A 20,931-nucleotide genomic window follows, 5' to 3' on the forward strand; every position below is an offset into this window, starting at 1 on the left:
GAAGCCCGCCTTTCTCAACTCAGGTTGGTGTATTCATCGCAAACCCTGTCGTCTCCGCGAAGTCCTGCCTGCAGAGCCTGGCTACGCTGGGCGCTGGTGCCGTGCGTGAAGTTTTCTGCCGATACGCGGCCCTGGGTCAGGCGATCGTCGCCGATCGCAGACGCTGCCTGCATACCTTCCTCGATATCGCCGGGTTCGATGAGGTTGCGGTTCCTGCCCGCCCAGACGCCGGCATAGCAATCGGCCTGAAGCTCCATACGCACCTGTAGCTGGTTGCCCTGCGTACGGCCGACCTGTCCCTGAACGCTGCGGATCTGGTCCGAGACGCCGGTAATGGTCTGGATATGATGGCCATATTCATGTGCAAGGACATAATAGCGCGCGAAATCGCCGCTATTGCCCGACATGCGTGCCAACTGGTCGTAGAAGCTGGTGTCGATATAGATCGTCTGGTCGCCCGGGCAGTAGAACGGTCCCATGGAAGAACTGCCCGATCCGCAGGCGGTGCGCACTGCGCCGCTATACAGGTGCAGCGTCGGCCTTTGGAAGCGGTCGCCGAATCCTTGTTCCTCGAAGACCCGGCCCCACGTCTGATCCAGCGAGAGCAGGCCGTCGCATGCCTCACGGGCATAGGGACCTGTCGTACAGACCTCATTCTGGTCCGTACTGATCTCGCCTTGCGCTTGCGTACCCTGCTGGACACTTTCGACAGTCGCTGCCGTCTGGAACGGATCGAGGCCGAAAACGAAATAGCCCAGAGCAGCTATCACGATTGTGCCACACCCCAGGCCGCCGGCCTTGCCCACGCCTCCTCCGCTGCTGCCGCGAACGTTGATATTGCCGGTATTGAACGGATTGAGACGCATCCTACTCCCCTTTGGATTGGCCGCTTTACACTGCGCTCCCTGTGCGCAATGGCGACTTGGATAGTAGCCGAAACGCTCGGAGGGCCAAATGTTTCTTGAAGGTAAGCGCGCACTTGTCACCGGATCCACCAGCGGCATCGGCCTCGCCATTGCGCGGGCCCTGAATGCGGAAGGTGCCGAGGTAATCCTCAACGGTTTCGGCGACGAGGAGGAGATTACCCGGCTCTGCGAGGAACTCGGCGGCAGCCATTCGGGTGCAGACCTGACCGACACAGCGCAGATCGAAGCGATGATGGCCGATGCTGGGGAAGTGGACATCCTCGTGAACAACGCGGGCATGCAGCACGTTTCGCCGGTCGAAGATTTCCCGGTCGAGAAATGGGATACGATCATCGCGCTCAACCTTACTGCCGCGTTCCACACCACGCGGCTTGCCGTTCCGGGGATGAAGGCAAGGGGCTGGGGGCGTATCATCAACACCGCCAGCGCGCATTCCAAGGTCGCGAGTCCTTTCAAGAGCGCCTATAATTCGGCCAAGCACGGGCTCGACGGCTTCACCAAAACCATCGCGCTGGAACTGGCCGAACACGGTATTACCGCCAATTGCATCAGTCCCGGCTATGTCTGGACTCCCTTGGTCGAGAACCAGATCCCCGACACGATGAAGGCGAGGGGGCTCACCCGCGAACAGGTCATCAACGACGTCCTGCTGGCGAAGCAGCCGACCAAGAAATTCGTCCAGCCGGAGGAACTTGGAGCGCTGGCGGTGTTCCTCTGCCGCAAGGAAGCGCAGAACGTGAACGGCGCAAACTGGAGCGTCGACGGCGGGTGGACCGCGGATTGAGAATGTCTCCTGCGGTTTTTGGGCGGGCTAAATGATATTGAGGAGGGGCACTAGCTAGATTCGCAATCCGTCGTTACATGGGCCGCCACTCAACCCCCGGCAGGCGATTCTCATAGTGGCACATCTCGACATCCCCCTCGGCCTTACTTTCGACGACGTTTTGCTGCGTCCGGCCGAGAGCGATATCCTGCCTTCTATGGCGAACACGTCCACGCGGCTGACGCGCGATATCCAGCTGCACATCCCGGTCGTCTCTTCGGCAATGGATACCGTGACCGAGGCGGATATGGCCATCGCCATGGCGCAGCTTGGCGGGATCGGCGTATTGCACCGCAATTTCGAAGTCGAGGATCAAGCCGCTGCCGTCCGGGCGGTGAAGCGCTATGAAAGCGGTATGGTGGTCAATCCGATCACTGTCCATCCCGATGCCACACTGGGCGATGCACAGCAGATCATGACCGCCAATCGCATCAGCGGCATTCCCGTGACGGACCGCGGCGGCAAGCTGGTCGGCATCCTCACCAACCGCGACGTTCGTTTTGCGGAAAATCCGCGCCAGCCTGTAAGCGAGCTGATGACGACCGATAACCTCGCCACTGTGCCGCTAGGCACCGGGCAGGAAGAGGCCCGCCGGATGCTCCACCAGCGGCGGATCGAGAAGCTGCTCGTTGTCGATGACGACGGGCGCTGCGTCGGCCTGATTACGGTCAAGGACATCGAAAAGGCGGTTGCCTATCCCAGTGCGACCAAGGATGCGACCGGGCGGCTGCGCGTTGCCGCCGCCACGACCGTGGGCGACAAGGGGTTCGAGCGTACCGAGGCCCTGATCGATGCCGAAGTCGATGTGATCGTGATCGACACTGCGCATGGCCACAATAAGGAAGTCGCCAAGGCGGTCGAGCGGGTGAAGAAGCTTTCCAACAGCGTGCAGGTCATCGCTGGCAATGTCGCGACGGGCGAAGCGACAAAGGCACTGTGCGGTGCAGGCGCTGACGCCGTGAAGGTCGGCATCGGTCCGGGCTCCATCTGCACCACACGCGTGGTCGCGGGCGTTGGTGTGCCGCAGCTGACCGCAATCATGGACAGCGTCGAGGAGGCCGAGAAGGCGGGTGTGCCGGTGATCGGGGACGGCGGCCTGCGCACCAGCGGAGATGCCGCGAAGGCGCTGGCGGCAGGTGCTTCGACCATTATGGTCGGCTCGATGCTCGCCGGGACCGAGGAAGCACCGGGGGAAACCTTCATCTACCAGGGCCGCAGCTACAAGGCCTATCGCGGCATGGGCAGCGTGGGCGCGATGGCCCGCGGTTCTGCGGATCGCTATTTCCAGGCCGATGTCTCGCAGCAGAAGCTGGTGCCCGAAGGGATCGAGGGGCAGGTGCCGTTCAAGGGCCCGGCCAGTGCGGTGATTCATCAACTCGTGGGCGGGATCAAGGCGGCCATGGGCTATACCGGCAGTGCCACGATCGAGGAATTGCGCAAGAACGCGAAATTCGTGCGCATCACCAATGCCGGCCTCACCGAAAGCCACGTCCACGATGTCGCGATCACGCGCGAGGCACCGAACTATCCGACACGCTGAGCCATGACGCCCGCCGCGCGCGTCCAGACATCGATCGAACTGCTCGATGCGATAATCGCCTCGGCATTGGCGAAAGGCGCGCCTGCCGATCGCATCCTCGCCGAGTGGTTTCGCAACAATCGCTTCGCGGGTTCGAAGGATCGCCGCGCAATCCGCGAACTGGTTTACGCAGCCATTCGTGCGTGCGGTCCCATCCCTCGGACCGGGCGGAGTGCCATGCTGCGGTTGGCTCAGGCAGACGCGAATATCGCGCCATTGTTCGATGGTTCCAACTATGGACCCGCCCGGATCGCGGAAGGCGAGGAGCCTGCTGAAGGCGGCGTCGCTCCCGATTGGCTCGTGCAGAAGCTTGCCAGTTCGGACATCACATGTCCCGAAGCTGACGCCCTCTTGAGCCGCGCGCCTCTGGACCTCCGCGTCAATACGCTCAAGGCCCAACGCGCCACTCTTTCACTGCCTGTAGAACCGGCTCATACCGCTGCGCCGCACGGATTGAGGCTGGAGCCGGGCACACAGGTCGAGCAATGGGCCGAATGGCGTGAAGGCAAAGTGGAAGTCCAGGATACCGGCTCCCAGCTGGCCTGCCTCGCGGTCGCCGCGCAGCCTGGCGAGACGGTAATCGATCTGTGCGCCGGGGGAGGGGGCAAAACCCTCGCATTGGCGGCGGCGATGGACAATCTCGGGCGGCTGATAGCTTCGGATACCGACCGCAGCCGCCTCTCCCGCCTTGGCCCGCGCGCCGAGCGAGCTGGTGCGACGAGCATCGAGACGCGCTTGCTCGACCCGAAGCGGGAATTCGAGATATTGGCAGATCTTGAGGGGCAGGCCGATGCGGTCATGGTCGATGCCCCCTGTTCGGGGACGGGGACATGGCGGCGTAATCCAGAGGCCCGCTGGCGATTGGACGAAGGCGAACTGGCCAGGTTGACGGCTCTGCAGTCAGACTTGTTTGACCTCGCGGCAAGGCTCGTGAAGCCCGGCGGAAGGCTGATTTACGTCACCTGCTCGCTCCTGGACGAGGAAGGAGCGGGGCAATTCGAATCCTTCCTTGGCAGGAATAAGGCATTCTCTGCGCAGGACATTTCCCTGCCAGCCGGCCGTAAACGCGGGAACGGCATTCGTCTCACTCCGTATCATGAGGGTACGGACGGATTTTTCATCGCTCGTGCAGCCAGATCGTGTTAGCTTCGGGATTATGGCTAACATCCAGCCTTCCGCGACACGTTCCCTCACGGAGACCATAATGCGTTTTGCCCCCGCCGCCGCCGCCTTGTCGCTGGCGCTTGTCATGACTTCCAGCGTTAGTGTGGGCCAGGAACGCGATCCCGACCCCCGCGCGGGCATGCTGATCGCCGAAGGGCAGGCGGCCATGCGCGCCGGAGATACACAGGCCGCAATCGATGCCTATGAGGCCGCGCTCGCTGTGGACCCGGGTTACACGCCGATCTTCCTCCATCTGGCCGAAGCTGCGCGCGCCGACGAACTCCAGGGGAAGGCTATCCGCTATTACCGCGAGGCACTGGAACGCGATCCCAACAACCTTTCCGCGATTGCTGGCGAGGGAGAGGCGCTGGCAGAGAAGGGCGCGATCGAAAGGGCTCGCCTCAACCTCGCCAAGGTTCAGTCGCTTTGCGGCGATAGCTGCCCTGAAACACGCGAACTGGCCGCAGCTATTGCAGCAGCCCCGCACAAGCCGGTGATGACCGCCGAGGCGAGTGTCGAGCCGCAGCCACAAGCGAACTGAAGTTCAGACGAGCTCGCGAAACTCTTCAAGAACAGCGCGATAAACGCGTTTCTTGAAGGGAACGATGAGGTCCGGCAACTGCTCCGGGTTCACCCATTTCCAGTCGCAGAACTCGGGCGGATCGTGCGCCTCGAGATCGATATCCTCGTCTGCGCCGGAAAAGCGCGCGAGGAACCAGATTTGCTCCTGCCCGCGGTACTTGCCGCCCCATAGCTTGCCCATCAGTTCTTCGGGTAAATCGTAACGGATCGGCTCATTCGACTGCTGGATGAGAGTGACGTGTTCTGCCTTCGCACCCGTTTCCTCGGCCAGTTCGCGCAAGGCGGCTTCTTTCAGGTCTTCGCCCTCATCGACGCCGCCCTGGGGCATCTGCCACCAGTCGCCTTCCTTGTTGTCGATCCGCCGACCGACGAAGACGCGCCCTTCGGCATTGACCAGCATCACACCGACACAGGGCCGGTATCCCAATTCATTCACCTGTAACGCTCCACCATGAGTTCGACCGCATCGAGAAAGGCGTCGAGATCCTTTTGCCCGCTTGGCATCGCCTTCCTAAGCGTCGTAAAGCCGTGAATGATCCCGGGAAATTCCAGATAGACCACCTCGGTGCCCTGCTGGATGAGATGGGCAGCATACTCGCGGCCGGAATCACGCAAGGGATCGAGCCCGGCGGTGCATACCACTGTTGGCGGGGTGTTCGAGCAATCGCCAACCATAGGCGTGTGGCGCGGATCGCTGGCATCGCCCGCATACTGGTCGGTGAACCAGGCCATGCTCGCCGCAGTCAGAAGAAAACCCTCGGCAAAGCTGCGGAAGCTGGAATGCTGCGTCACATCGCTGGCGACCGGATAGATCGGCGCCTGCACGATCACCGGCACGTCGGCGGGCTTGTTCACGAGCTGATTGGTCGTCACGATGGTGAGATTGCCGCCAGCGCTATCTCCGGTGATGACAAGCCCTGTAATTTCGCGTCCCAGCGCTTCGGGCGAGGATGCAATCCAGCGCGCCGCGGCCTCGCAATCGTCGGGCGCGGCGGGGAAGGGGTGTTCGGGTGCAAGTCGGTATTCGACCGAGACCACCGGAAGGTCGAGCCGATGCGCAATCTCGGTGCACAGCGAATTGTAAACTTCGATATCGCCGATCACGAAACCGCCGCCGTGGATGAAGACGACGCACGGGCCGGCCTCGCGGTTTTCCTTCGTGTCATAGAGCCGCAGCGGAATCTCGCCTGCGGGACCGGGGCAGGTCAGATCCTTCTTGACCGGCAGATCGCGTGGAGGCGCCTCCGCAAGCGTCCCCAGCGTTCTCATTTGCATGCGACCTTCGACCGCACCGACTTCCTCTACACCTTTGCCGCCCATCTGTTCGAGCATGTCGAGAAAATTGCGCACATCGTCGCGCACGAAATATTCGGTATCGGTCATCGTTCTCTCCCTTGCGTTGCAAAAAGGGACTTAGCGTGTTCGCATCGCTTTTCCACTGCGCTTTTTCCGGCTAGCAGAGAAACTTCATTGCGAGAGGATGGAGCGACTCCTAGGTCGCCATTCCGATGAAACAGCGCCATTGCGCGGCGCGCGACAAGGAATTTGACCGGATGGCAACAGCCTCCACCACGCCGCAGGACGGCATTCCCGCCAGCCCAGAAGCCATCGTCGTGCGGTTTGCCGGCGACTCGGGCGACGGTATGCAGCTCACCGGGGGGCAGTTCACGCTCTCCACCGCACTCGCGGGCAACGATCTGGCGACCTTCCCGGATTTCCCTGCGGAAATTCGTGCGCCGCAGGGGACTTTGTTCGGCGTTTCGGCCTTCCAGATCAATTTTGGCAGCCGCGAGATCAACACGGCCGGCGATGCGCCCGATGTGCTGGTGGCGATGAACCCGGCTGCGCTCAAGGTGAACCTTGCCGCGTTGAAGCCGGGCGGCCTCATCATCGCGGACACGGGCGCCTTCACCAAGCGCAACCTCGACAAGGCGCATTACGATGCCAACCCGCTGGAGGATGGCAGCCTCGCCAAGTTCGATGTGCTCGCCTTCGATATCAGCGAGAAGACGATCGAGGCGGTCAAGCCCTACGGCCTCGGCAACAAAGACGCGCTCCGGTCCAAGAACATGTGGACGCTGGGCCTTGCGCTGTGGATGTTCGATCGTCCGCGCGAACCGATCCACGACTGGCTGAAGGCCAAGTTCAGGTCGAAGCCCGATATTGCCGATGCAAATATCGCGGCGCTCGATGCGGGCCATGCCTATGGCGAAACGGCGGAACTCGCCGGGCCGCTGAAGCAGGTCCATGTCGATCCGGTGCCAAGCGAACCGGGTCTTTACCGCACGGTCACGGGAGCGGAGGCTGTCAGCCTCGGTCTCGTCGCCGGGGCGCAACTGGCGGAGCTGCCGATGTTCTTCGGCGGCTATCCGATCACGCCTGCCAGCGCGATCCTCCACCACCTCGCGCGGCTCAAGGAATTCGGCGTCACCACTTTCCAGGCGGAAGACGAGATCGCCGCGATCTGCGCCGCCATCGGTGCTAGCTACGCTGGGCAGCTGGGTATTACCAGCTCGTCCGGCCCAGGTATCGCGCTCAAGACAGAGGCCATGGGGCTTGCCATCATGACCGAGCTGCCGCTGGTGATCGTCAATTCGCAGCGCGGCGGCCCGTCCACCGGCCTGCCGACCAAGACCGAGCAGAGCGACCTTTACCAGGCGGTTTATGGCCGCAACGGCGATGCGCCCATGCCGGTGATCGCTGCACGTAGCCCCTCGGACGCTTTCGAGGTCGCCATCGAGGCTTGCCGTATCGCCACGCAATACATGACTCCGGTGATGCTGCTGACCGATGGCTATATCGCCAATGCGGCCGAACCGTGGAAGGTGCCCGATCCGGACGATTTCGAGCCGTTTCCTGCCAAGTTTCTCGAAGTGCCCAACGATGGCGAGAACTTCCTGCCATACAAGCGGGACGAAAAAGGCGCGCGGCCTTGGGTAAAACCCGGAACGCCGGGAATGATGCACCGCATCGGCGGGATCGAGAAGCACGAGCTCACCGGCAATATCGATTATTCGCCCGACAACCACCAGCGCATGACCAATGCGCGCAAGAACAAGGTGGAGGGCATTGTCGTGCCCGATCAGGAAGTCTGCCTTGGCGAGACTTCGGGCAAGCTCGCCGTGGTTGGCTGGGGTTCGACCTATGGTCCGATCCACCGCGCGGTCGACAATTGCCGCCGCAAGGGCATGGATGTCAGCCAGATTCACGTGCGCCATATCTGGCCGATGCCGAAGAACATGGGCGAACTGCTGCGCGGTTACGACTATGTGCTGGTGCCGGAGATGAACACCGGACAGTTCAAGACAGTGCTGCGCGACCAGTTCCTCGTCGACGCTCAGCCGCTCACCAAGACCAGCGGCCAGCCTTTCCAGATCGCGGAGTTGGAAGAGGAAATCGGCAAGTTCTTTGACGGTATCGCTGGCAACGAGGGTGGGCAGGTTCCTGCTAACGACCAGCAGCTTCCGAGTACCGATGGGGGTGCAAAGTGATAACGCTTACTCCTCATCCGTTCGCCCTGAGCTTGTCGAAGGGCCGTATTTCACTTTTGGCGCTGCACTCGAGAGAAAGTGCGGGGGTTGGCGGTTCGCGCCAGCTACGCTTCCGACAAGCTCAGCCCGAACGGGTTGAGGAGATCGCACCATGAATGAAATGACCAAGATCGAAACCACGCTCAAGGACTGGGAAACCGACCAGGAGGTTCGCTGGTGCCCGGGATGCGGCGACTACGCGATCCTTAAGGCCGTGCAGCGCACGCTGCCTCAGCTTGGTTCAGACCCGGCGAAGACCGTGTTCATTTCTGGCATCGGCTGTTCGAGCCGGTTCCCGTACTACATCGAGAGTTACGGCTTCCACACGATCCACGGCCGTGCACCTGCCTTTGCGACCGGTGTGAAGCTCGCCAATCCGGAACTGGACATCTGGTTGGTGACCGGGGACGGCGATGGCCTCTCCATCGGCGGCAACCATCTGATGCATGTGCTGCGCCGCAACGTGAACATGCAGATCATGCTGTTCAACAACGAGATCTATGGTCTCACGAAGGGACAAGCGTCGCCGACCAGTCGTGAGGGCACCAAGTCCCCGTCGACGCCCATCGGCAGCTACGACCATCCTGCACGGCCCGCCGCTTTTGCGCTGGGCAGCGGTGCGCGCTTCATCGGGCGCGGCTTCGACGTGTCGAAGCATTTGCCCGACGTTCTCAAGGCCGCCCATGCCCACAAGGGTGCGGCCTTCATCGAAATCTTCCAGAACTGCATCGTCTATAACAAGGACGTGTTCGACGATTTTGCTGCACCGAAAGGTGCGGAGGATCGCCAGCTCTGGCTCGAAAACGGCAAGCCCATGCTGTTCGCCGGTGATAGCAAGGGAATCGCGCTCAATCGCGATAGCCTGAGCCTGGAGGTGGTCGATGTGACCGATGGTGATTGGGAAAGCGCGGGCGTGATCGTGCACGACGTTACCAACCGTTCGGTGGCCCACATGCTGATCGAGATGCCCTTCGGTGTGTTCCCCATGGCGCTTGGCGTGCTCTATGACGATCCCCGCCCGACCTTCGAGGATGCGGTGATACAGGAGCGCAAGATGGCCAGCGAAGGCAAGGAAGCCAATCTCGCCAAGCTGCTCGGCAAGGGGCAGACATGGACCGTCAGCGGCACCGCGCAGGATCCGGTCTAGTTCGACGCTTTCCTACGCAAGGGCCGCAGCCTATTCCACGGCAGATGAGACCGATTTTCCCTTCGCTGACCGCAGTTCTGCGCCGCTTTGCACCGTGCGATTTTTTGGGCACTGGACAGTGTAACACCCGGTCCATGTCTCGGCGGATTGTAGGACGGGCCTCGTGGACAATCTGACCCACAGCCTCGTCGGCGCGCTGATCGGGCAGGCGGGACTGAAGAAGAACACCGGGCTCGCCATGCCCGCGCTGATCATCGGGGCGAACCTGCCCGATGTGGATGCGGCATGCTTTTTCTGGCTGGAAGGGGTTGAGCATCTCGGCTTTCGCCGCGGTATTACCCACGGACCGCCTGCAATGGTGCTCTTGCCCCTGATACTCGCGGGTCTGCTCTACGGTTTCGACCGCTGGCAGATGCGCCGCGGGAAGCGACCCGAGGGCCGGCTTCCGGTCAGTTTCAAATGGCTGTTCTTGCTGAGCTTCATCGGCTGCCTGACCCATCCGGCGCTCGACTGGCTTAACGTTTACGGCATCCGCCTTCTCGAGCCGTTCTCGAGCCAGTGGTTCTACGGCGACACGCTGTTCATCATCGACGTATGGCTCTGGGCGCTGATGGGCTTCGCGACTTGGTTCTCGCTGCGGCGGGAGAGGCGGGGCGGGGAGTGGATGCGGCCAGCACGCGTGGCGATTGCGGTGTCGCTGGCGTATATTGGCATGAATGCGGGCATCACGGCCATGTTCGAGCGCGATCATAAACACCCGGATTCAGTAATCGCTTCGCCCTTACCGCTTGCATTTTGGTCTCGTGAAATGATCGACGGTGAAGAAGGGCTTTGGTGGATTTCGTCGAGGTCCTTAATTTCCGGCAAGAGCAAAAGAGTAGAACTCGGACAGCCATGCTACTACAACCCCACCGCTAAGGAAGTTGACGTATTCGACGCTGATACTCGCGCCTTCCTGTTCTGGTCCCGCACTCCCTTCGCCGAGCGCGCACCCGATGGTTCGGTCCTCCTCCGCGATGCGCGCTTTTACGACCCTCGTGCCCGCGACCGCTTCACCGTGGCGCTGCCCGATGTGGAGTGCGAGGAACTTCCGGTCGAGTGATGCTGTTTTGACTACAACCCGTTCGTCCTGAGCCTGTCGAAGGACCGCTCTTCTTCGAGTGCTGCGCGGGAAGTGAAGGACGGGGCTTCGACAGGCTCAGCCCGAACGGAGGTTGGTTTGAGTTCTCCCCAGATCGTCTGGCTGAGGCGCGATCTGCGCATGGCCGACCAGCCCGCCCTACATGCTGCCGCAAAAGCAGGTCCCGTCATCCCGGTCTATGTGCTCGATGACGAGCGTGCGGGCGACCATGCCTATGGCGGTGCTTCCCGGGTATGGCTGCACCACTCGCTGGACAGCCTCGGCAGTTCGCTCGGCAGCCGCCGTTCGCGGATCGTATTGCGCAAAGGCGATGCGCCGCAGGTGCTTGCAGCCCTTGCTCACGAGGTTGGGGCTGATCGCATCCATGCTATCCGCCACTACGAACCCTGGTGGAAGGAAGCCGAAGACGAATTGAAGGATGCGTTGGGCGATGCGCGCAAGCTGTGCCTATACGACGGCAATTACTTGCTGCCCCCCGGCTCGGTGACCACGGGATCAGGAGATCCCTACAAAATATACACCCCTTTTTCGAAGGCGATGCTGGAGGCGATGCCGCCCCGCGAAGTCCTGGGCGAACCGGAGACGATCTCTTCGCCCGATAGCTGGCCCGAAAGCGATGAGCTTTCGGACTGGAACCTGCTCCCGACCAAGCCGGATTGGGCAGGCGGTATCCGTGACTTCTGGCAGTTTGGTGAGGCCGCTGCGCATGAGCGTCTGCAATGGTGGGCAGACGAAGTTGCGGACTACGACGAGGGGCGCAATCTCCCGTCACAGGACATCACCTCGCGCCTGTCACCCCATCTTCACTGGGGCGAAATCAGCCCCGCACAAGTATGGCACAAGCTCAAGGACAAGAGCTCGCAAGGTTGGCAGACCTTCGCCAAGGAAATTATCTGGCGCGACTATGCGCAGAATGTGATCGACCAGTTCCCAGACTATCCGCGTGAAAGTTACCGCGATTACGATGAACGGACCTTGTGGCGTAACCCGAATGCCGGACATCTGATCGAGCAAGATCTGAAATGTTGGCAACGCGGAACGACCGGCTATCCGATCGTCGATGCGGGGATGCGGCAGCTCTGGCAGACGGGATGGATGCACAACCGTGTCCGGATGATCTGCGCCAGCTTTCTCGTTAAGCACCTCCTGATCGACTGGCGCTTTGGCGAGCAGTGGTATTGGGACTGCCTTGTCGACGCCGATTACGGCAATAACGGCGTCAACTGGCAATGGATTTCCGGCACCGGGGTCGACAGCAACATGTTCAGCCGGATCATGGCTCCGCTAAGCCAGAGCGAGAAGTTCGACGCAGCGGACTATATCCGCACCTATGTTCCCGAGCTTGCCGACATGGACGACGACTGCATTCACGATCCGCCCGATGCGCAGCGCGGCGAATATCCGGCCAAGATGATCGGGCACAGGGAAGCGCGTGAACGGGCGCTCGAAGCATATAGGGCAAGTAAGCCGTAGCGGACTTGTCGCCTCGCGCACAGCGCGGCATAGCGCGCCGCATGGACATGCAGGCCAGCCAGCGCGGACGCGATCTCGTCGAAGGTTCGAAACCCTTCGCGCGCAAGCCCGGTTGGCTCGCACGGCTGATCGCGCCCGGTTTCCGCAAGATCCTTGGGAAAATCGATGCTGCACTGACCAGCGGTACGATCCACGGCACCTTGCCCGATGGAAACCCCTGCGTGCTTGGCGGCCGGGAGCCGGGCTTCGAATGCATCGTCGAACTGCGCAACTACAACGCGCTCGTCCGTCTGGCGAGCAATGGTTCTGTCGGGTGGTATCAAGCATGGGAGGCGGGCGAGTGGTGGAGTCCCGATCCGGTGCCGCTCTTTGCCTTGTTCATGCAGCATGCCGAGCGTCTAGGGGATACGGCGCGTGCCAAGGGTCCCTTTCGTCAGGGGCTGAAACTTGCGCATCTCGTCAATCGCAACACCCACAAGGGCGCTCAGAAGAATATCTCCGCGCATTACGACCTCGGTAACGATTTCTACGAAGCATGGCTCGATCCGACGATGAGCTATTCCTCGGCGCTGGCAGTTTCAGGCGAGGACCTTGAGGCTGCACAAAGGAGCAAATGGGCCGCATTGCGCGACCGGATCGGCGATGTGGATACGGTTCTGGAAATCGGCTGCGGCTGGGGTGCCCTTGCGGATTACCTTCAGAGGCAGGGTAGCCATGTTACGGCAATCAGCCTGTCGGAAGAGCAATTGGCATGGGCGAGGGCGCATCATTCGAGCGACATAGACTTCCGCAAGCAGGACTATCGCGACACCGCAGGCCAGTATGACGCGATCGTCAGCGTCGAGATGGTCGAGGCGCTGGGCCGCGAATACTGGCCGACATATATGGATTGCATCGCGCGAAATCTCAAAGCGGGCGGACGTGCCGCGATCCAGTATATCTCGATGCGCGACGAATTGTTCGACGATTATGCCAAGAGCGCCGACTTCATCCAGGCCTATATCTTTCCGGGCGGTCTGCTGATCCGCACCAGCGAATTCCGCCGCCTAGCCGAAGAACGCGGCCTCCATTGGCAGGACCAGACCGATTTCGGACTCGATTATGCCGGAACGCTGTGGCTGTGGCGGCAACGCTTCGAACGTGCTGTGAAAGAAGGCCGCCTGCCGCCGGGTTTCGACAACCGGTTTTGCGACTTGTGGCGCTATTATCTCATGTACTGCGAAGGAGGTTTTCGCGGCGGTGGGATCAATGTGCACCAGGTAACCCTGGTGAAGGAGGGAGAATGAAGATGCGAGCGATACTGGCTTCCGGCTTGGTACTGGCACTCACCGGCTGCATGAATGTCGTCGAGGTGCCTCCGGCGCCGACTGCCGTACCAATGGTGACGCAATCGACACCTGCAGAGATTGCGAGCCTGGATCCCTCCGATTCTATCCTTTTCTGGAGTGACGAGCGCCGCTCCGCAGCCTTCCGGGATATGGAAGGGCTATTTCCCGGTTTGGAGGTTGCGCCTGCTCCGGCCCCGCGTGAATTGCCTGCCGGTAGCCCGCTCGACAATGCCACGGTTGCCCGCGCCCGCCAGTTCATCGCCGATACTTCGGCAGCCGGGCTGATGGTATTGAAGGATGGCGAAATCGTCTTCGAGGAATACGGTCTCGGTTTTCAGCCCGAAGAGCGATGGACCAGTTTCTCTGTGGCCAAGAGCTTCACTTCGACACTTCTTGGTGCGGCTATCGAGGATGGAGATATCGAAAGCCTCGATACGCCCGTTACCGATGTGATCCCGGCACTCGCAGGTACGGCGTATGAGGGCGTGACCGTTGGCCAGATTGCGGCAATGACTTCGGGCGTGGCGTGGAACGAGGATTATACCGACCCGGACAGCGATGTGGCCAAAATGCTGGCAGTCACACCCGTAGAAGGTGAATCGCAGGCCGTAACCTACGCACGCACGTTGCAGCGAGAGGCTCCAGCAGGGGAGAAGTGGGTCTACAAGACACTGGAAACCAATCTGCTCGGTCTTATCGTGGAAGAGGCGACGGGGAAGTCGCTGGCTGCATATGCTGCGGAGAAGATCGTCGCACCTGCCGGCTTCGAAGGTTCACTGTTCTGGATGCAGGACCTCACCGGCGGCAATATCGGCGGTTGCTGCTTGTCGCTGCGACTATCCGATTATGCGCGGTTCGGGCAATTCGTGCTGGAAGGCGGAAACGGTGTAGTCCCGCAAGGTTGGTTTGACAGGGCTGGCGCACCGGTGGTGGAGTTCGGGCCACAGGCACCCGGCTTCGGATACGGCTACCAATGGTGGGCCTTTCCAGGCGGCAATTACGGCGCTCAGGGTATCTTCGGGCAGGCGATAACAATCGTGCCGAGCCGGAATATCGTTGTGGCGGTAGTCAGCAACTGGCCTACCGCGACGAGTTCGGATAACCGTGCGAAGTTTCGTGAACTGGTAAGCCTCATTTCGTCAAACGCTGAATAGGGCAGGCACCCGATACGAGTGGTGGCGGTGACTGTCACAGCACACCGCCACCGACGACGATCCATCCGGACACGGTTCAGGCCAGGCCCTTCAGGCCGCCGCCAATTTTGTCGGCATTCTCGCCGTGCCCGTGAAAGTCAGTAGGGGCGGTAGGCACCCTGGCCGCTGTAGCGGGCGAGGATATTGTCGTGCACGATCGGCGAAAGCAGCTCGTTGAAGGCGCAACCGACCATGCAGTTTTCCCACCATACGACCTGTGCCTGAAGCGATTCCAGTCCGGGGAGGGTAAGCCAGCACATCTGCCCTTCGTGCATGCGGTTGATCGCAGCCGCCGAGAAACCCGAAATCGATAGATCATGCACCACGGTCTGGAAGGCACGTCCTCCGCTGGCACGAAGCTGGCCGGGAATGGTCAGCTTGGTCCGCGGCGCGCAGCGATCTTCCTGAGCGACCATCGTATAGCGATCTTGCGTCTGGTAGGTCATGAGCGGCGATCCCTTGCCCTGAGTTCGAGTACCGAAGACGCGCACATGAAGCGCGCGCGATATTTATATTTATCGGAGTGTCGCTGAGCGAGATTAAGGAATGGTCATGGCGTAGGGTTAACGCGCTAGCCCACCCGCTCCCTGTGCCGGGTCGGGAAGTCGTTAACCAACAGGTCGACAATCCGGGCCGCAACCTCTTCCGGCGGCTTTACCGTTTGCGGATCTTCGCCCGGGTATGCTTTCGCGCGCATCGCCGTCCGGGTCGCGCCCGGATCGAGAGTGGCCACCCGTACATTGCCGATTTTCTCGACCTCCTGCGCATAGGAGTCGAGCAGATTGTCGAAGGCGGCCTTGGTCGCTCCGTAGGCCGACCAATAGGCGCGAGGTTCTTTCCCGACGCTGCTGGTCAGGCCGATGACGCGGGCCGCTTCAGCGCGCTTCAGCAAGGGATCGAAATTGGCCAGAAGCGCCTGCGTTGCGAGCAGGTTTGTCGTCACCGCCTGACTGAACTGTTTTCCGTCGATCTGGGTGACAGGCGAAAGCGTTGGCAGATATGCGGCTGAGATAATCAGGAAATCCAGCTTATCCCATCGACTGGCGATCGCCGAGGCGAGCCGGGCGATGCCGTCGCTTTCGGCAAGGTCAACTGGTGCGATGGTGGACATGCCGCCGGTTTTGTGGACAAGGTCCTCGACAGCCTCCAAAGTGCGGACATCGCGTGCGGTAAGTATCACATGCGCGCCCGCTTCTGCGAGCGCGATGGCCGTCGCTGCGCCGATACCATTGCTGGCACCCGTGACGAGGGCGAGCTTTCCTTCAAGAGGTTTGGTCATGCTATGCGACCTTGCCTACCGGGAAAGCGAGCTGTTGCTGCTTGTCCTCGCGCTTGGCCAGATCGGTCAACGACGTTGGGTAATCCCCTGTGAAGCACGCATCGCAGAACTGCGGGCATTCCTTGACGCGCGGCTTTTCGCCCACGGCCCGATAAAGCCCGTCGATCGACACGAATGCAAGGCTGTCTGCCTTGATGAATTCGCGCATGGGTTCGACATCCATTCGCGCGGCGAGCAGCTTGCTCCGCTCCGGGGTATCGACGCCGTAAAAGCAGCTGTGCGCGGTTGGTGGGCTGGCGACGCGGAAATGAACTTCCTTCGCCCCGGCATCGCGCATCATCTCGACGATCTGGAGCGATGTCGTGCCGCGAACGATTGAGTCGTCGATCAGTACGATGCGCTTGCCTGCCACGAGGTTGCGATTGGCATTGTGCTTACGCTTCACGCCAGCATGGCGGGCGCCGTCCGAGGGCTGGATAAAGGTACGACCGACATAGTGCGAGCGAATAATGCCAAGCTCGAAAGGGATGCCGGCTTCCTGAGCATAGCCAATGGCCGCCGGAACGCCGCTATCCGGCACAGGAACGACGAGGTCTGCTTCGACCGGACTTTCCTTGGCGAGTTCCGCGCCGATTGCCTTGCGAGCCTCATAGACGCTTCGCCCCGCGAAGAAGCTGTCGGGTCGGCTGAAATACACATGCTCGAAGATGCAGGGCCGGGGTTTGTGCGATCCAAACGGGTGAAGCGAATCTACGTTGCCGTCGAAATCCACTTTGATCAGTTCACCAGGTTCGACTTCCCGGATCATTTCCGCTCCGACCACGTCGAAGGCCACGCTTTCGCTGGCAAAGACCGTTGCATCGCCCATTTTGCCCATCACCAGCGGCCTGATCCCAAGCGGATCGCGGCAGGCGATCATGCCTTCGGGCGTCATGACGACCAGTGCATAGGCGCCTTCCAGCAGGCGCAAAGCATCCACCAGACGGTCGACCATGGTCGGATAACGCGATGTCGCGACAAGGTGAATGATCACTTCGGTATCCGACGTCGACTGGAAAATAGCACCGCGTTGAACGAGCTCTTCGCGCAAGGTGCCCGCGTTCGAAATGTTTCCATTATGTGCGACCGCAAAACCACCGCTTGCCAGATCGGCATAGAGCGGCTGCACGTTGCGCAAGCCCGATCCGCCGGTGGTGGAATACCGGACATGGCCCGCCGCCATGTGACCGGGGAGTTCAGCAATCGCTTCGTGCGACGAGAAGTTATCCGCTACGTGACCAAGGCCGCGTCTGACGCGAAATTCGGCGCCATCCCAGGCGACGATGCCGGCTGCTTCCTGGCCGCGATGCTGCAGGGCGTGGAGGCCAAGCGCAGTCACAGCCGTGGCATCGGCAGCGTTGATCGCGCCGAAAACGCCGCACTCTTCGCGCAACTTATCGCCATCCGCATCGACGAAGGGGTGGGTGCAAATCATGGTGCTGTCCGCGCTGCCATTCGAATGCCGCTCCAATGGCGATGTTACGGCCCGATTACAAGGCTAGTGAGTTGGGAGGATGTGCCTCGCTCGACCGTGTTCATTGCGCTTGCATGAAACTCTGCCTAAACGCGCTTGCCAACGGACAACTATTATCTAGGGCCGCCTTGCTGCTTTCACCATTCGAACGGACAATCGCCAAACGTTACCTGCTGCCGGGCAGGAGCGAGGCATTTATCGCGCTGGTCGCGGGGATCTCGATCACCGTGGTCATGCTCTCGGTCGCCATGCTGGTGATCGTGATGAGCGTGATGAACGGATTCCGCGCAGAATTGCTGGACAAGATTGTCGGGCTTAACGGCCATGCCATCGTCCAGGCATACGGGGGCCGGCTCGACGATTGGGAACAGGTTCTGCAGGAAGTCGAACAGACACCCGGCGTCGTGGAAGCTTCACCGCTTATCGAACAGCCACTGCTGACTACGTTCAACGGCCGGGTAGAGGCCATCCTCCTGCGCGGCAACACGCAGAAGGACATTCGCGAACTCGGCGAAAAGGTCATTAGCGGCAATATGGGCGCGCTGCAGTCGGGGGCCAGCAAGGTTGCGATTGGCGTCCGGCTCGCGGAGAATATCGGCGCTCGCGTGGGTGACACGATAACGATCATCAACCCTCAGGGCAGGTCGACACCGTTCGGAACCGTGCCGCGCCAGGTGGGCTACGAGGTCGCGGCCATCTTCGAGGTCGGTGTTTACGACTACGACGGCGCCTTCGTGGTGATGCCCATGCAGGATGCGCAGACCCTGCTATTAACCGGCGATACGATCGGCATGATTGAGGTCCAGGTGACCGACCCGGACGAAGTTGGCGAGATTCTTGCTCCGGTAGAGCAGGCATTGGCGGGTCGGGCCGTGGTGCGTGACTGGAAAACGATCAATTCGACCCTGTTCGAAGCCTTGCAGGTCGAACGGGCGGCAATGGCTTTTGCCTTGAGCTTCATGGTCCTGGTGGCGGCCTTCAATATCTTGTCAAGCCTGGTCATGCTGGTTCGTGCGAAGACACGCGACATTGCGATTATGCGAACCATGGGGGCTACGCGCCGCAGCCTGACGAAGATTTTCGTGACCACCGGCTTTACCGTGGGGGCTATCGGCACGATCGCAGGCCTGATCCTCGGCGCGCTGGTGCTCGGTTTCCGCGAGCAGATTGTGGGAGGAATCAGCTGGCTCACGGGCGCCGATTTGTGGGATCCTCAGGTACGCTTCCTCAGTACAATTCCGTCCAAACCCGATCCGGTCGAGATCGCGATGATTGTCGGCCTTGCCCTCGTCATGAGCTTTCTGGCGACGCTTTATCCCGCGCTGAAAGCGGCGAGCACCGATCCCGTACAGGTCCTGCGTTATGAATGATCGTCAGATGCGCCCCGTGGTCGAACTTCGCGGTCTCACTCGCAGCTTCGAGCAAGGTGGCGTGCGCATCGATGTCCTGCGCGGAGTGAATCTCGATGTGATGCCGGGGGAGATCGTAGCGCTGCTCGGCCCGTCAGGCTCGGGTAAATCTACCTTGCTTCAGGCGGTCGGTCTGCTGGAAGGCGGATTTGGCGGTGAAATCCTGATCGGCGGCCATTCTGCGGAAAAGAGCGATGCCAATGCGCGGACGACCTTGCGCCGCGACCATCTCGGCTTCGTCTACCAGTTTCACCATTTGCTGCCCGATTTCGATGCGAGGGAGAACGTGGTTCTACCGCAGCTTGTAGCGGGGAAATCGCGCAAGGATGCGGAAGTGCGGGCGGAAGAGCTGCTCACTGCCCTTGGGCTCGAGCATCGGCTCGATCATCGACCCAGCCAGCTTTCCGGCGGCGAACAACAGCGTGTCGCGGTTGCGCGCGGCCTTGCCAACCGGCCTGACCTTGTGCTCGCAGACGAACCTACGGGGAATCTCGACGAAGCGACTTCGGATCGCGTACTCGAACAATTTCTTTCGCTTGTACGAGGTGAGGGGAGTGCCGCACTGATAGCTACGCATAACGAGCGGCTTGCCGCAAGAATGGACAGAGTGGTGCGTTTGCACGAAGGCGTGCTGGAATAGCGGACCCCAAGCGGGGTTCGGCCGTTTGTTCATGCAAAGGAGTATTTGCATGACAGACCATCCCAGCACCTACAAAGCCGACGACACACATCGTCAGGGCGTCCAGTGGGACGACCGCGCCGAGCTTCATCTTGCGGACGATGGACAAGGAGTTTTCGACGGCGGCAAAGGCCTCCGCGGAGGTACTCTTGCTGAAATGGTGGACCAGTTCATGGCCTATCCGGCGGAAGATCGAGACAAGTATGTGATACAGAAGGCTGGCGACCATAAGTTGACTCGCACCGAGATAGAGTCGTTGGCTGCACGTGAGGATTTTCCAGGGGCCTGATTATCGTCCGGACCCTGCTGCAAGGACAGAATTCTGATGACCACGATTGGCGATTTTACCGTCGCAACCAACAAGGGTGAGCAACTCGATCTCAGCGGCAAGCTTGGTAGCGTGCTCCTGGTCGTCAATACTGCGAGCAAATGCGGCTTTACTCCCCAATACGAGGGTCTGGAGAAGCTTTATCAGGACTATGCCGACCAGAGCTTCGAAGTTCTGGCCTTTCCCTGCGACCAGTTCGGCAATCAGGAGCCCGGGGATGCCAGCGAGATCGAGCAGTTCTGCAAGGTCAACTTCGGCCTGACTTTTCCGTTGATGGAGAAGATCGACGTGAACGGCGAGAATGCCAGCCCACTGTTTGACTGGATGAAAGCCGAAGCGCCGGGTTTGATGGGTTCGAAGGCGATAAAATGGAACTTCACCAAGTTCCTGATTGACCGGGAAGGCAACGTCGTGAAGCGCTATGGTCCGGCCGATGCGCCGGCTGCCATCGCCAAGGATATCGAAAAGCTGCTCTGAACAGCCATGCTTGCTGAAATCAACCTGTGGTTCCTCTCGCTTGGCGAGCACTACGGCGTGAACCCGTTTGTCTTCGGGGCTATTTACGTGGGTGCAATTCCGTTCTTCCTCGCGTCGATTGCGTGGGTGGTGAAGCGTGCAAGGGCGGGACGCTCTACCGTTCTTCCCACGATGCTTGCTGGGTTTTTCTTTGTGTCCGCCTACCTTTATCTGGCCGTTGTAGGACGTAACATACCTTTGTGGGTGTGGATATTTCTCGCTGTGCTGATCGTTTATGGAGCATGGTCGACGATCCGCGACACACGCCGCAAAATTGCGGCGGTGCGCGAACCGTGATTTTCTCCACCGGTTGTGGAGAAT

The 20,931-nt window shown here is 60.8% G+C and carries 21 protein-coding genes; 15 read left to right on the top strand and 6 right to left on the bottom strand.

Annotated elements, in window-relative coordinates:
- Window positions 1–14 precede the first annotated feature (14 nt).
- Window positions 15–866 (bottom strand): KPN_02809 family neutral zinc metallopeptidase, encoded by an 852-nt coding sequence (gene ypfJ, locus K3180_RS11970; protein WP_221541180.1) that lies wholly within the window; start codon window positions 864–866, stop codon window positions 15–17.
- A gap of 88 nt (window positions 867–954) precedes the next feature.
- On the opposite strand from ypfJ, the gene K3180_RS11975 reads away from it, so the two are divergent.
- The 4 genes from K3180_RS11975 to K3180_RS11990 all read left to right on the top strand — a co-directional run bounded on the left by K3180_RS11975 (window position 955) and on the right by K3180_RS11990 (window position 5,033).
- On the top strand, window positions 955–1,710 hold the full coding sequence (locus tag K3180_RS11975) for a 3-hydroxybutyrate dehydrogenase (protein ID WP_221541181.1): 756 nt from the start codon (window positions 955–957) through the stop codon (window positions 1,708–1,710).
- Window positions 1,711–1,825: 115 nt separating this feature from the next.
- Window positions 1,826–3,289 (top strand): IMP dehydrogenase, encoded by a 1,464-nt coding sequence (gene guaB / locus K3180_RS11980; RefSeq protein ID WP_221541182.1) that lies wholly within the window; start codon window positions 1,826–1,828, stop codon window positions 3,287–3,289.
- A 3-nt stretch (window positions 3,290–3,292) separates the two neighbouring features.
- On the top strand, window positions 3,293–4,474 hold the full coding sequence (locus K3180_RS11985) for an RsmB/NOP family class I SAM-dependent RNA methyltransferase (protein ID WP_221541183.1): 1,182 nt from the start codon (window positions 3,293–3,295) through the stop codon (window positions 4,472–4,474).
- Window positions 4,475–4,532: 58 nt separating this feature from the next.
- Complete coding sequence (locus K3180_RS11990; RefSeq protein ID WP_221541184.1) at window positions 4,533–5,033, top strand: tetratricopeptide repeat protein; 501 nt, start codon at window positions 4,533–4,535, stop codon at window positions 5,031–5,033.
- 3 nt (window positions 5,034–5,036) lie between these two features.
- On the opposite strand, the gene K3180_RS11995 is transcribed toward K3180_RS11990, so the two are convergent.
- Both K3180_RS11995 and K3180_RS12000 read right to left on the bottom strand, forming a co-directional pair.
- On the bottom strand, window positions 5,037–5,474 hold the full coding sequence (locus K3180_RS11995) for an RNA pyrophosphohydrolase (RefSeq protein ID WP_247710529.1): 438 nt from the start codon (window positions 5,472–5,474) through the stop codon (window positions 5,037–5,039).
- Between the two features lie 32 nt (window positions 5,475–5,506).
- On the bottom strand, window positions 5,507–6,457 hold the full coding sequence (locus K3180_RS12000) for an alpha/beta hydrolase (RefSeq protein WP_221541186.1): 951 nt from the start codon (window positions 6,455–6,457) through the stop codon (window positions 5,507–5,509).
- A gap of 170 nt (window positions 6,458–6,627) precedes the next feature.
- Here K3180_RS12000 and K3180_RS12005 point away from each other — a divergent pair, with 170 nt between their 5' ends.
- The 6 genes from K3180_RS12005 (at window position 6,628) to K3180_RS12030 (ending at window position 14,847) form a co-directional block, all read left to right on the top strand.
- Window positions 6,628–8,565: a 2-oxoacid:acceptor oxidoreductase subunit alpha gene (locus tag K3180_RS12005; protein ID WP_221541207.1), complete on the top strand. Its 1,938-nt coding sequence runs from the start codon at window positions 6,628–6,630 to the stop codon at window positions 8,563–8,565.
- A 151-nt stretch (window positions 8,566–8,716) separates the two neighbouring features.
- Complete coding sequence (locus tag K3180_RS12010) at window positions 8,717–9,751, top strand: 2-oxoacid:ferredoxin oxidoreductase subunit beta (RefSeq protein ID WP_221541187.1); 1,035 nt, start codon at window positions 8,717–8,719, stop codon at window positions 9,749–9,751.
- Window positions 9,752–9,914: 163 nt separating this feature from the next.
- Window positions 9,915–10,853, top strand: a complete 939-nt coding sequence (locus K3180_RS12015; RefSeq protein ID WP_221541188.1) for a metal-dependent hydrolase — start codon at window positions 9,915–9,917, stop codon at window positions 10,851–10,853.
- Window positions 10,854–10,970: 117 nt separating this feature from the next.
- The gene (locus K3180_RS12020; protein WP_221541189.1) at window positions 10,971–12,365 is read left to right on the top strand and encodes a cryptochrome/photolyase family protein; all 1,395 of its coding nucleotides are present in this window, start codon (window positions 10,971–10,973) and stop codon (window positions 12,363–12,365) included.
- Window positions 12,366–12,406: 41 nt separating this feature from the next.
- Window positions 12,407–13,651 (top strand): SAM-dependent methyltransferase, encoded by a 1,245-nt coding sequence (locus tag K3180_RS12025; RefSeq protein ID WP_221541190.1) that lies wholly within the window; start codon window positions 12,407–12,409, stop codon window positions 13,649–13,651.
- Window positions 13,648–14,847 carry a serine hydrolase gene (locus K3180_RS12030; protein ID WP_345719483.1) on the top strand — a complete coding sequence of 400 codons (1,200 nt, stop codon included), beginning with the start codon at window positions 13,648–13,650 and terminating at the stop codon, window positions 14,845–14,847. The genes K3180_RS12025 and K3180_RS12030 overlap by 4 nt, the downstream gene beginning before the upstream one ends.
- 137 nt (window positions 14,848–14,984) lie before the next feature.
- On the opposite strand, the gene K3180_RS12035 is transcribed toward K3180_RS12030, so the two are convergent.
- The 3 genes from K3180_RS12035 to purF all read right to left on the bottom strand — a co-directional run bounded on the left by K3180_RS12035 (window position 14,985) and on the right by purF (window position 17,639).
- Window positions 14,985–15,332, bottom strand: a complete 348-nt coding sequence (locus K3180_RS12035; RefSeq protein ID WP_221541191.1) for a PilZ domain-containing protein — start codon at window positions 15,330–15,332, stop codon at window positions 14,985–14,987.
- A 125-nt stretch (window positions 15,333–15,457) separates the two neighbouring features.
- Complete coding sequence (locus K3180_RS12040) at window positions 15,458–16,165, bottom strand: SDR family NAD(P)-dependent oxidoreductase (RefSeq protein ID WP_221541192.1); 708 nt, start codon at window positions 16,163–16,165, stop codon at window positions 15,458–15,460.
- A gap of 1 nt (window position 16,166) precedes the next feature.
- Window positions 16,167–17,639 (bottom strand): amidophosphoribosyltransferase, encoded by a 1,473-nt coding sequence (gene purF, locus K3180_RS12045; protein ID WP_221541193.1) that lies wholly within the window; start codon window positions 17,637–17,639, stop codon window positions 16,167–16,169.
- Between the two features lie 167 nt (window positions 17,640–17,806).
- On the opposite strand from purF, the gene K3180_RS12050 reads away from it, so the two are divergent.
- From K3180_RS12050 to K3180_RS12070, 5 genes are read left to right on the top strand one after another with little or no spacing between them, the layout of a single operon-like run.
- A complete protein-coding gene (locus K3180_RS12050) occupies window positions 17,807–19,048 on the top strand; it encodes a lipoprotein-releasing ABC transporter permease subunit (RefSeq protein WP_221541194.1) in 1,242 nt (413 codons plus the stop codon).
- The gene (locus K3180_RS12055; protein WP_221541195.1) at window positions 19,041–19,727 is read left to right on the top strand and encodes an ABC transporter ATP-binding protein; all 687 of its coding nucleotides are present in this window, start codon (window positions 19,041–19,043) and stop codon (window positions 19,725–19,727) included. Before K3180_RS12050 ends, K3180_RS12055 begins: the two co-directional genes overlap by 8 nt.
- Window positions 19,728–19,776: 49 nt before the next feature.
- On the top strand, window positions 19,777–20,055 hold the full coding sequence (locus K3180_RS12060) for a hypothetical protein (RefSeq protein WP_221541196.1): 279 nt from the start codon (window positions 19,777–19,779) through the stop codon (window positions 20,053–20,055).
- A 36-nt stretch (window positions 20,056–20,091) separates the two neighbouring features.
- Window positions 20,092–20,571: a glutathione peroxidase gene (locus tag K3180_RS12065; RefSeq protein WP_221541197.1), complete on the top strand. Its 480-nt coding sequence runs from the start codon at window positions 20,092–20,094 to the stop codon at window positions 20,569–20,571.
- 6 nt (window positions 20,572–20,577) lie between these two features.
- Window positions 20,578–20,907 carry a hypothetical protein gene (locus tag K3180_RS12070; RefSeq protein WP_221541198.1) on the top strand — a complete coding sequence of 110 codons (330 nt, stop codon included), beginning with the start codon at window positions 20,578–20,580 and terminating at the stop codon, window positions 20,905–20,907.
- Window positions 20,908–20,931 lie beyond the last annotated feature (24 nt).

Source organism: Qipengyuania huizhouensis, assembly GCF_019711635.1.
GTDB classification, from domain to species: Bacteria; Pseudomonadota; Alphaproteobacteria; order Sphingomonadales; family Sphingomonadaceae; genus Qipengyuania; species Qipengyuania huizhouensis.

Coding starts and splice junctions, on each gene's coding strand:
- ypfJ (WP_221541180.1), bottom strand. CDS start 866: ATGCGTCTCAATCCGTTCAATACCGGCAATATCAACGTTCGCGGCAGC.
- K3180_RS11975 (WP_221541181.1), top strand. CDS start 955: ATGTTTCTTGAAGGTAAGCGCGCACTTGTCACCGGATCCACCAGCGGC.
- K3180_RS11985 (WP_221541183.1), top strand. CDS start 3,293: ATGACGCCCGCCGCGCGCGTCCAGACATCGATCGAACTGCTCGATGCG.
- K3180_RS11990 (WP_221541184.1), top strand. CDS start 4,533: ATGCGTTTTGCCCCCGCCGCCGCCGCCTTGTCGCTGGCGCTTGTCATG.
- K3180_RS11995 (WP_247710529.1), bottom strand. CDS start 5,474: ATGCTGGTCAATGCCGAAGGGCGCGTCTTCGTCGGTCGGCGGATCGAC.
- K3180_RS12000 (WP_221541186.1), bottom strand. CDS start 6,457: ATGACCGATACCGAATATTTCGTGCGCGACGATGTGCGCAATTTTCTC.
- K3180_RS12005 (WP_221541207.1), top strand. CDS start 6,628: ATGGCAACAGCCTCCACCACGCCGCAGGACGGCATTCCCGCCAGCCCA.
- K3180_RS12010 (WP_221541187.1), top strand. CDS start 8,717: ATGAATGAAATGACCAAGATCGAAACCACGCTCAAGGACTGGGAAACC.
- K3180_RS12025 (WP_221541190.1), top strand. CDS start 12,407: ATGGACATGCAGGCCAGCCAGCGCGGACGCGATCTCGTCGAAGGTTCG.
- K3180_RS12030 (WP_345719483.1), top strand. CDS start 13,648: ATGAAGATGCGAGCGATACTGGCTTCCGGCTTGGTACTGGCACTCACC.
- K3180_RS12035 (WP_221541191.1), bottom strand. CDS start 15,332: ATGACCTACCAGACGCAAGATCGCTATACGATGGTCGCTCAGGAAGAT.
- K3180_RS12040 (WP_221541192.1), bottom strand. CDS start 16,165: ATGACCAAACCTCTTGAAGGAAAGCTCGCCCTCGTCACGGGTGCCAGC.
- purF (WP_221541193.1), bottom strand. CDS start 17,639: ATGATTTGCACCCACCCCTTCGTCGATGCGGATGGCGATAAGTTGCGC.
- K3180_RS12055 (WP_221541195.1), top strand. CDS start 19,041: ATGAATGATCGTCAGATGCGCCCCGTGGTCGAACTTCGCGGTCTCACT.
- K3180_RS12060 (WP_221541196.1), top strand. CDS start 19,777: ATGACAGACCATCCCAGCACCTACAAAGCCGACGACACACATCGTCAG.
- K3180_RS12065 (WP_221541197.1), top strand. CDS start 20,092: ATGACCACGATTGGCGATTTTACCGTCGCAACCAACAAGGGTGAGCAA.
- K3180_RS12070 (WP_221541198.1), top strand. CDS start 20,578: ATGCTTGCTGAAATCAACCTGTGGTTCCTCTCGCTTGGCGAGCACTAC.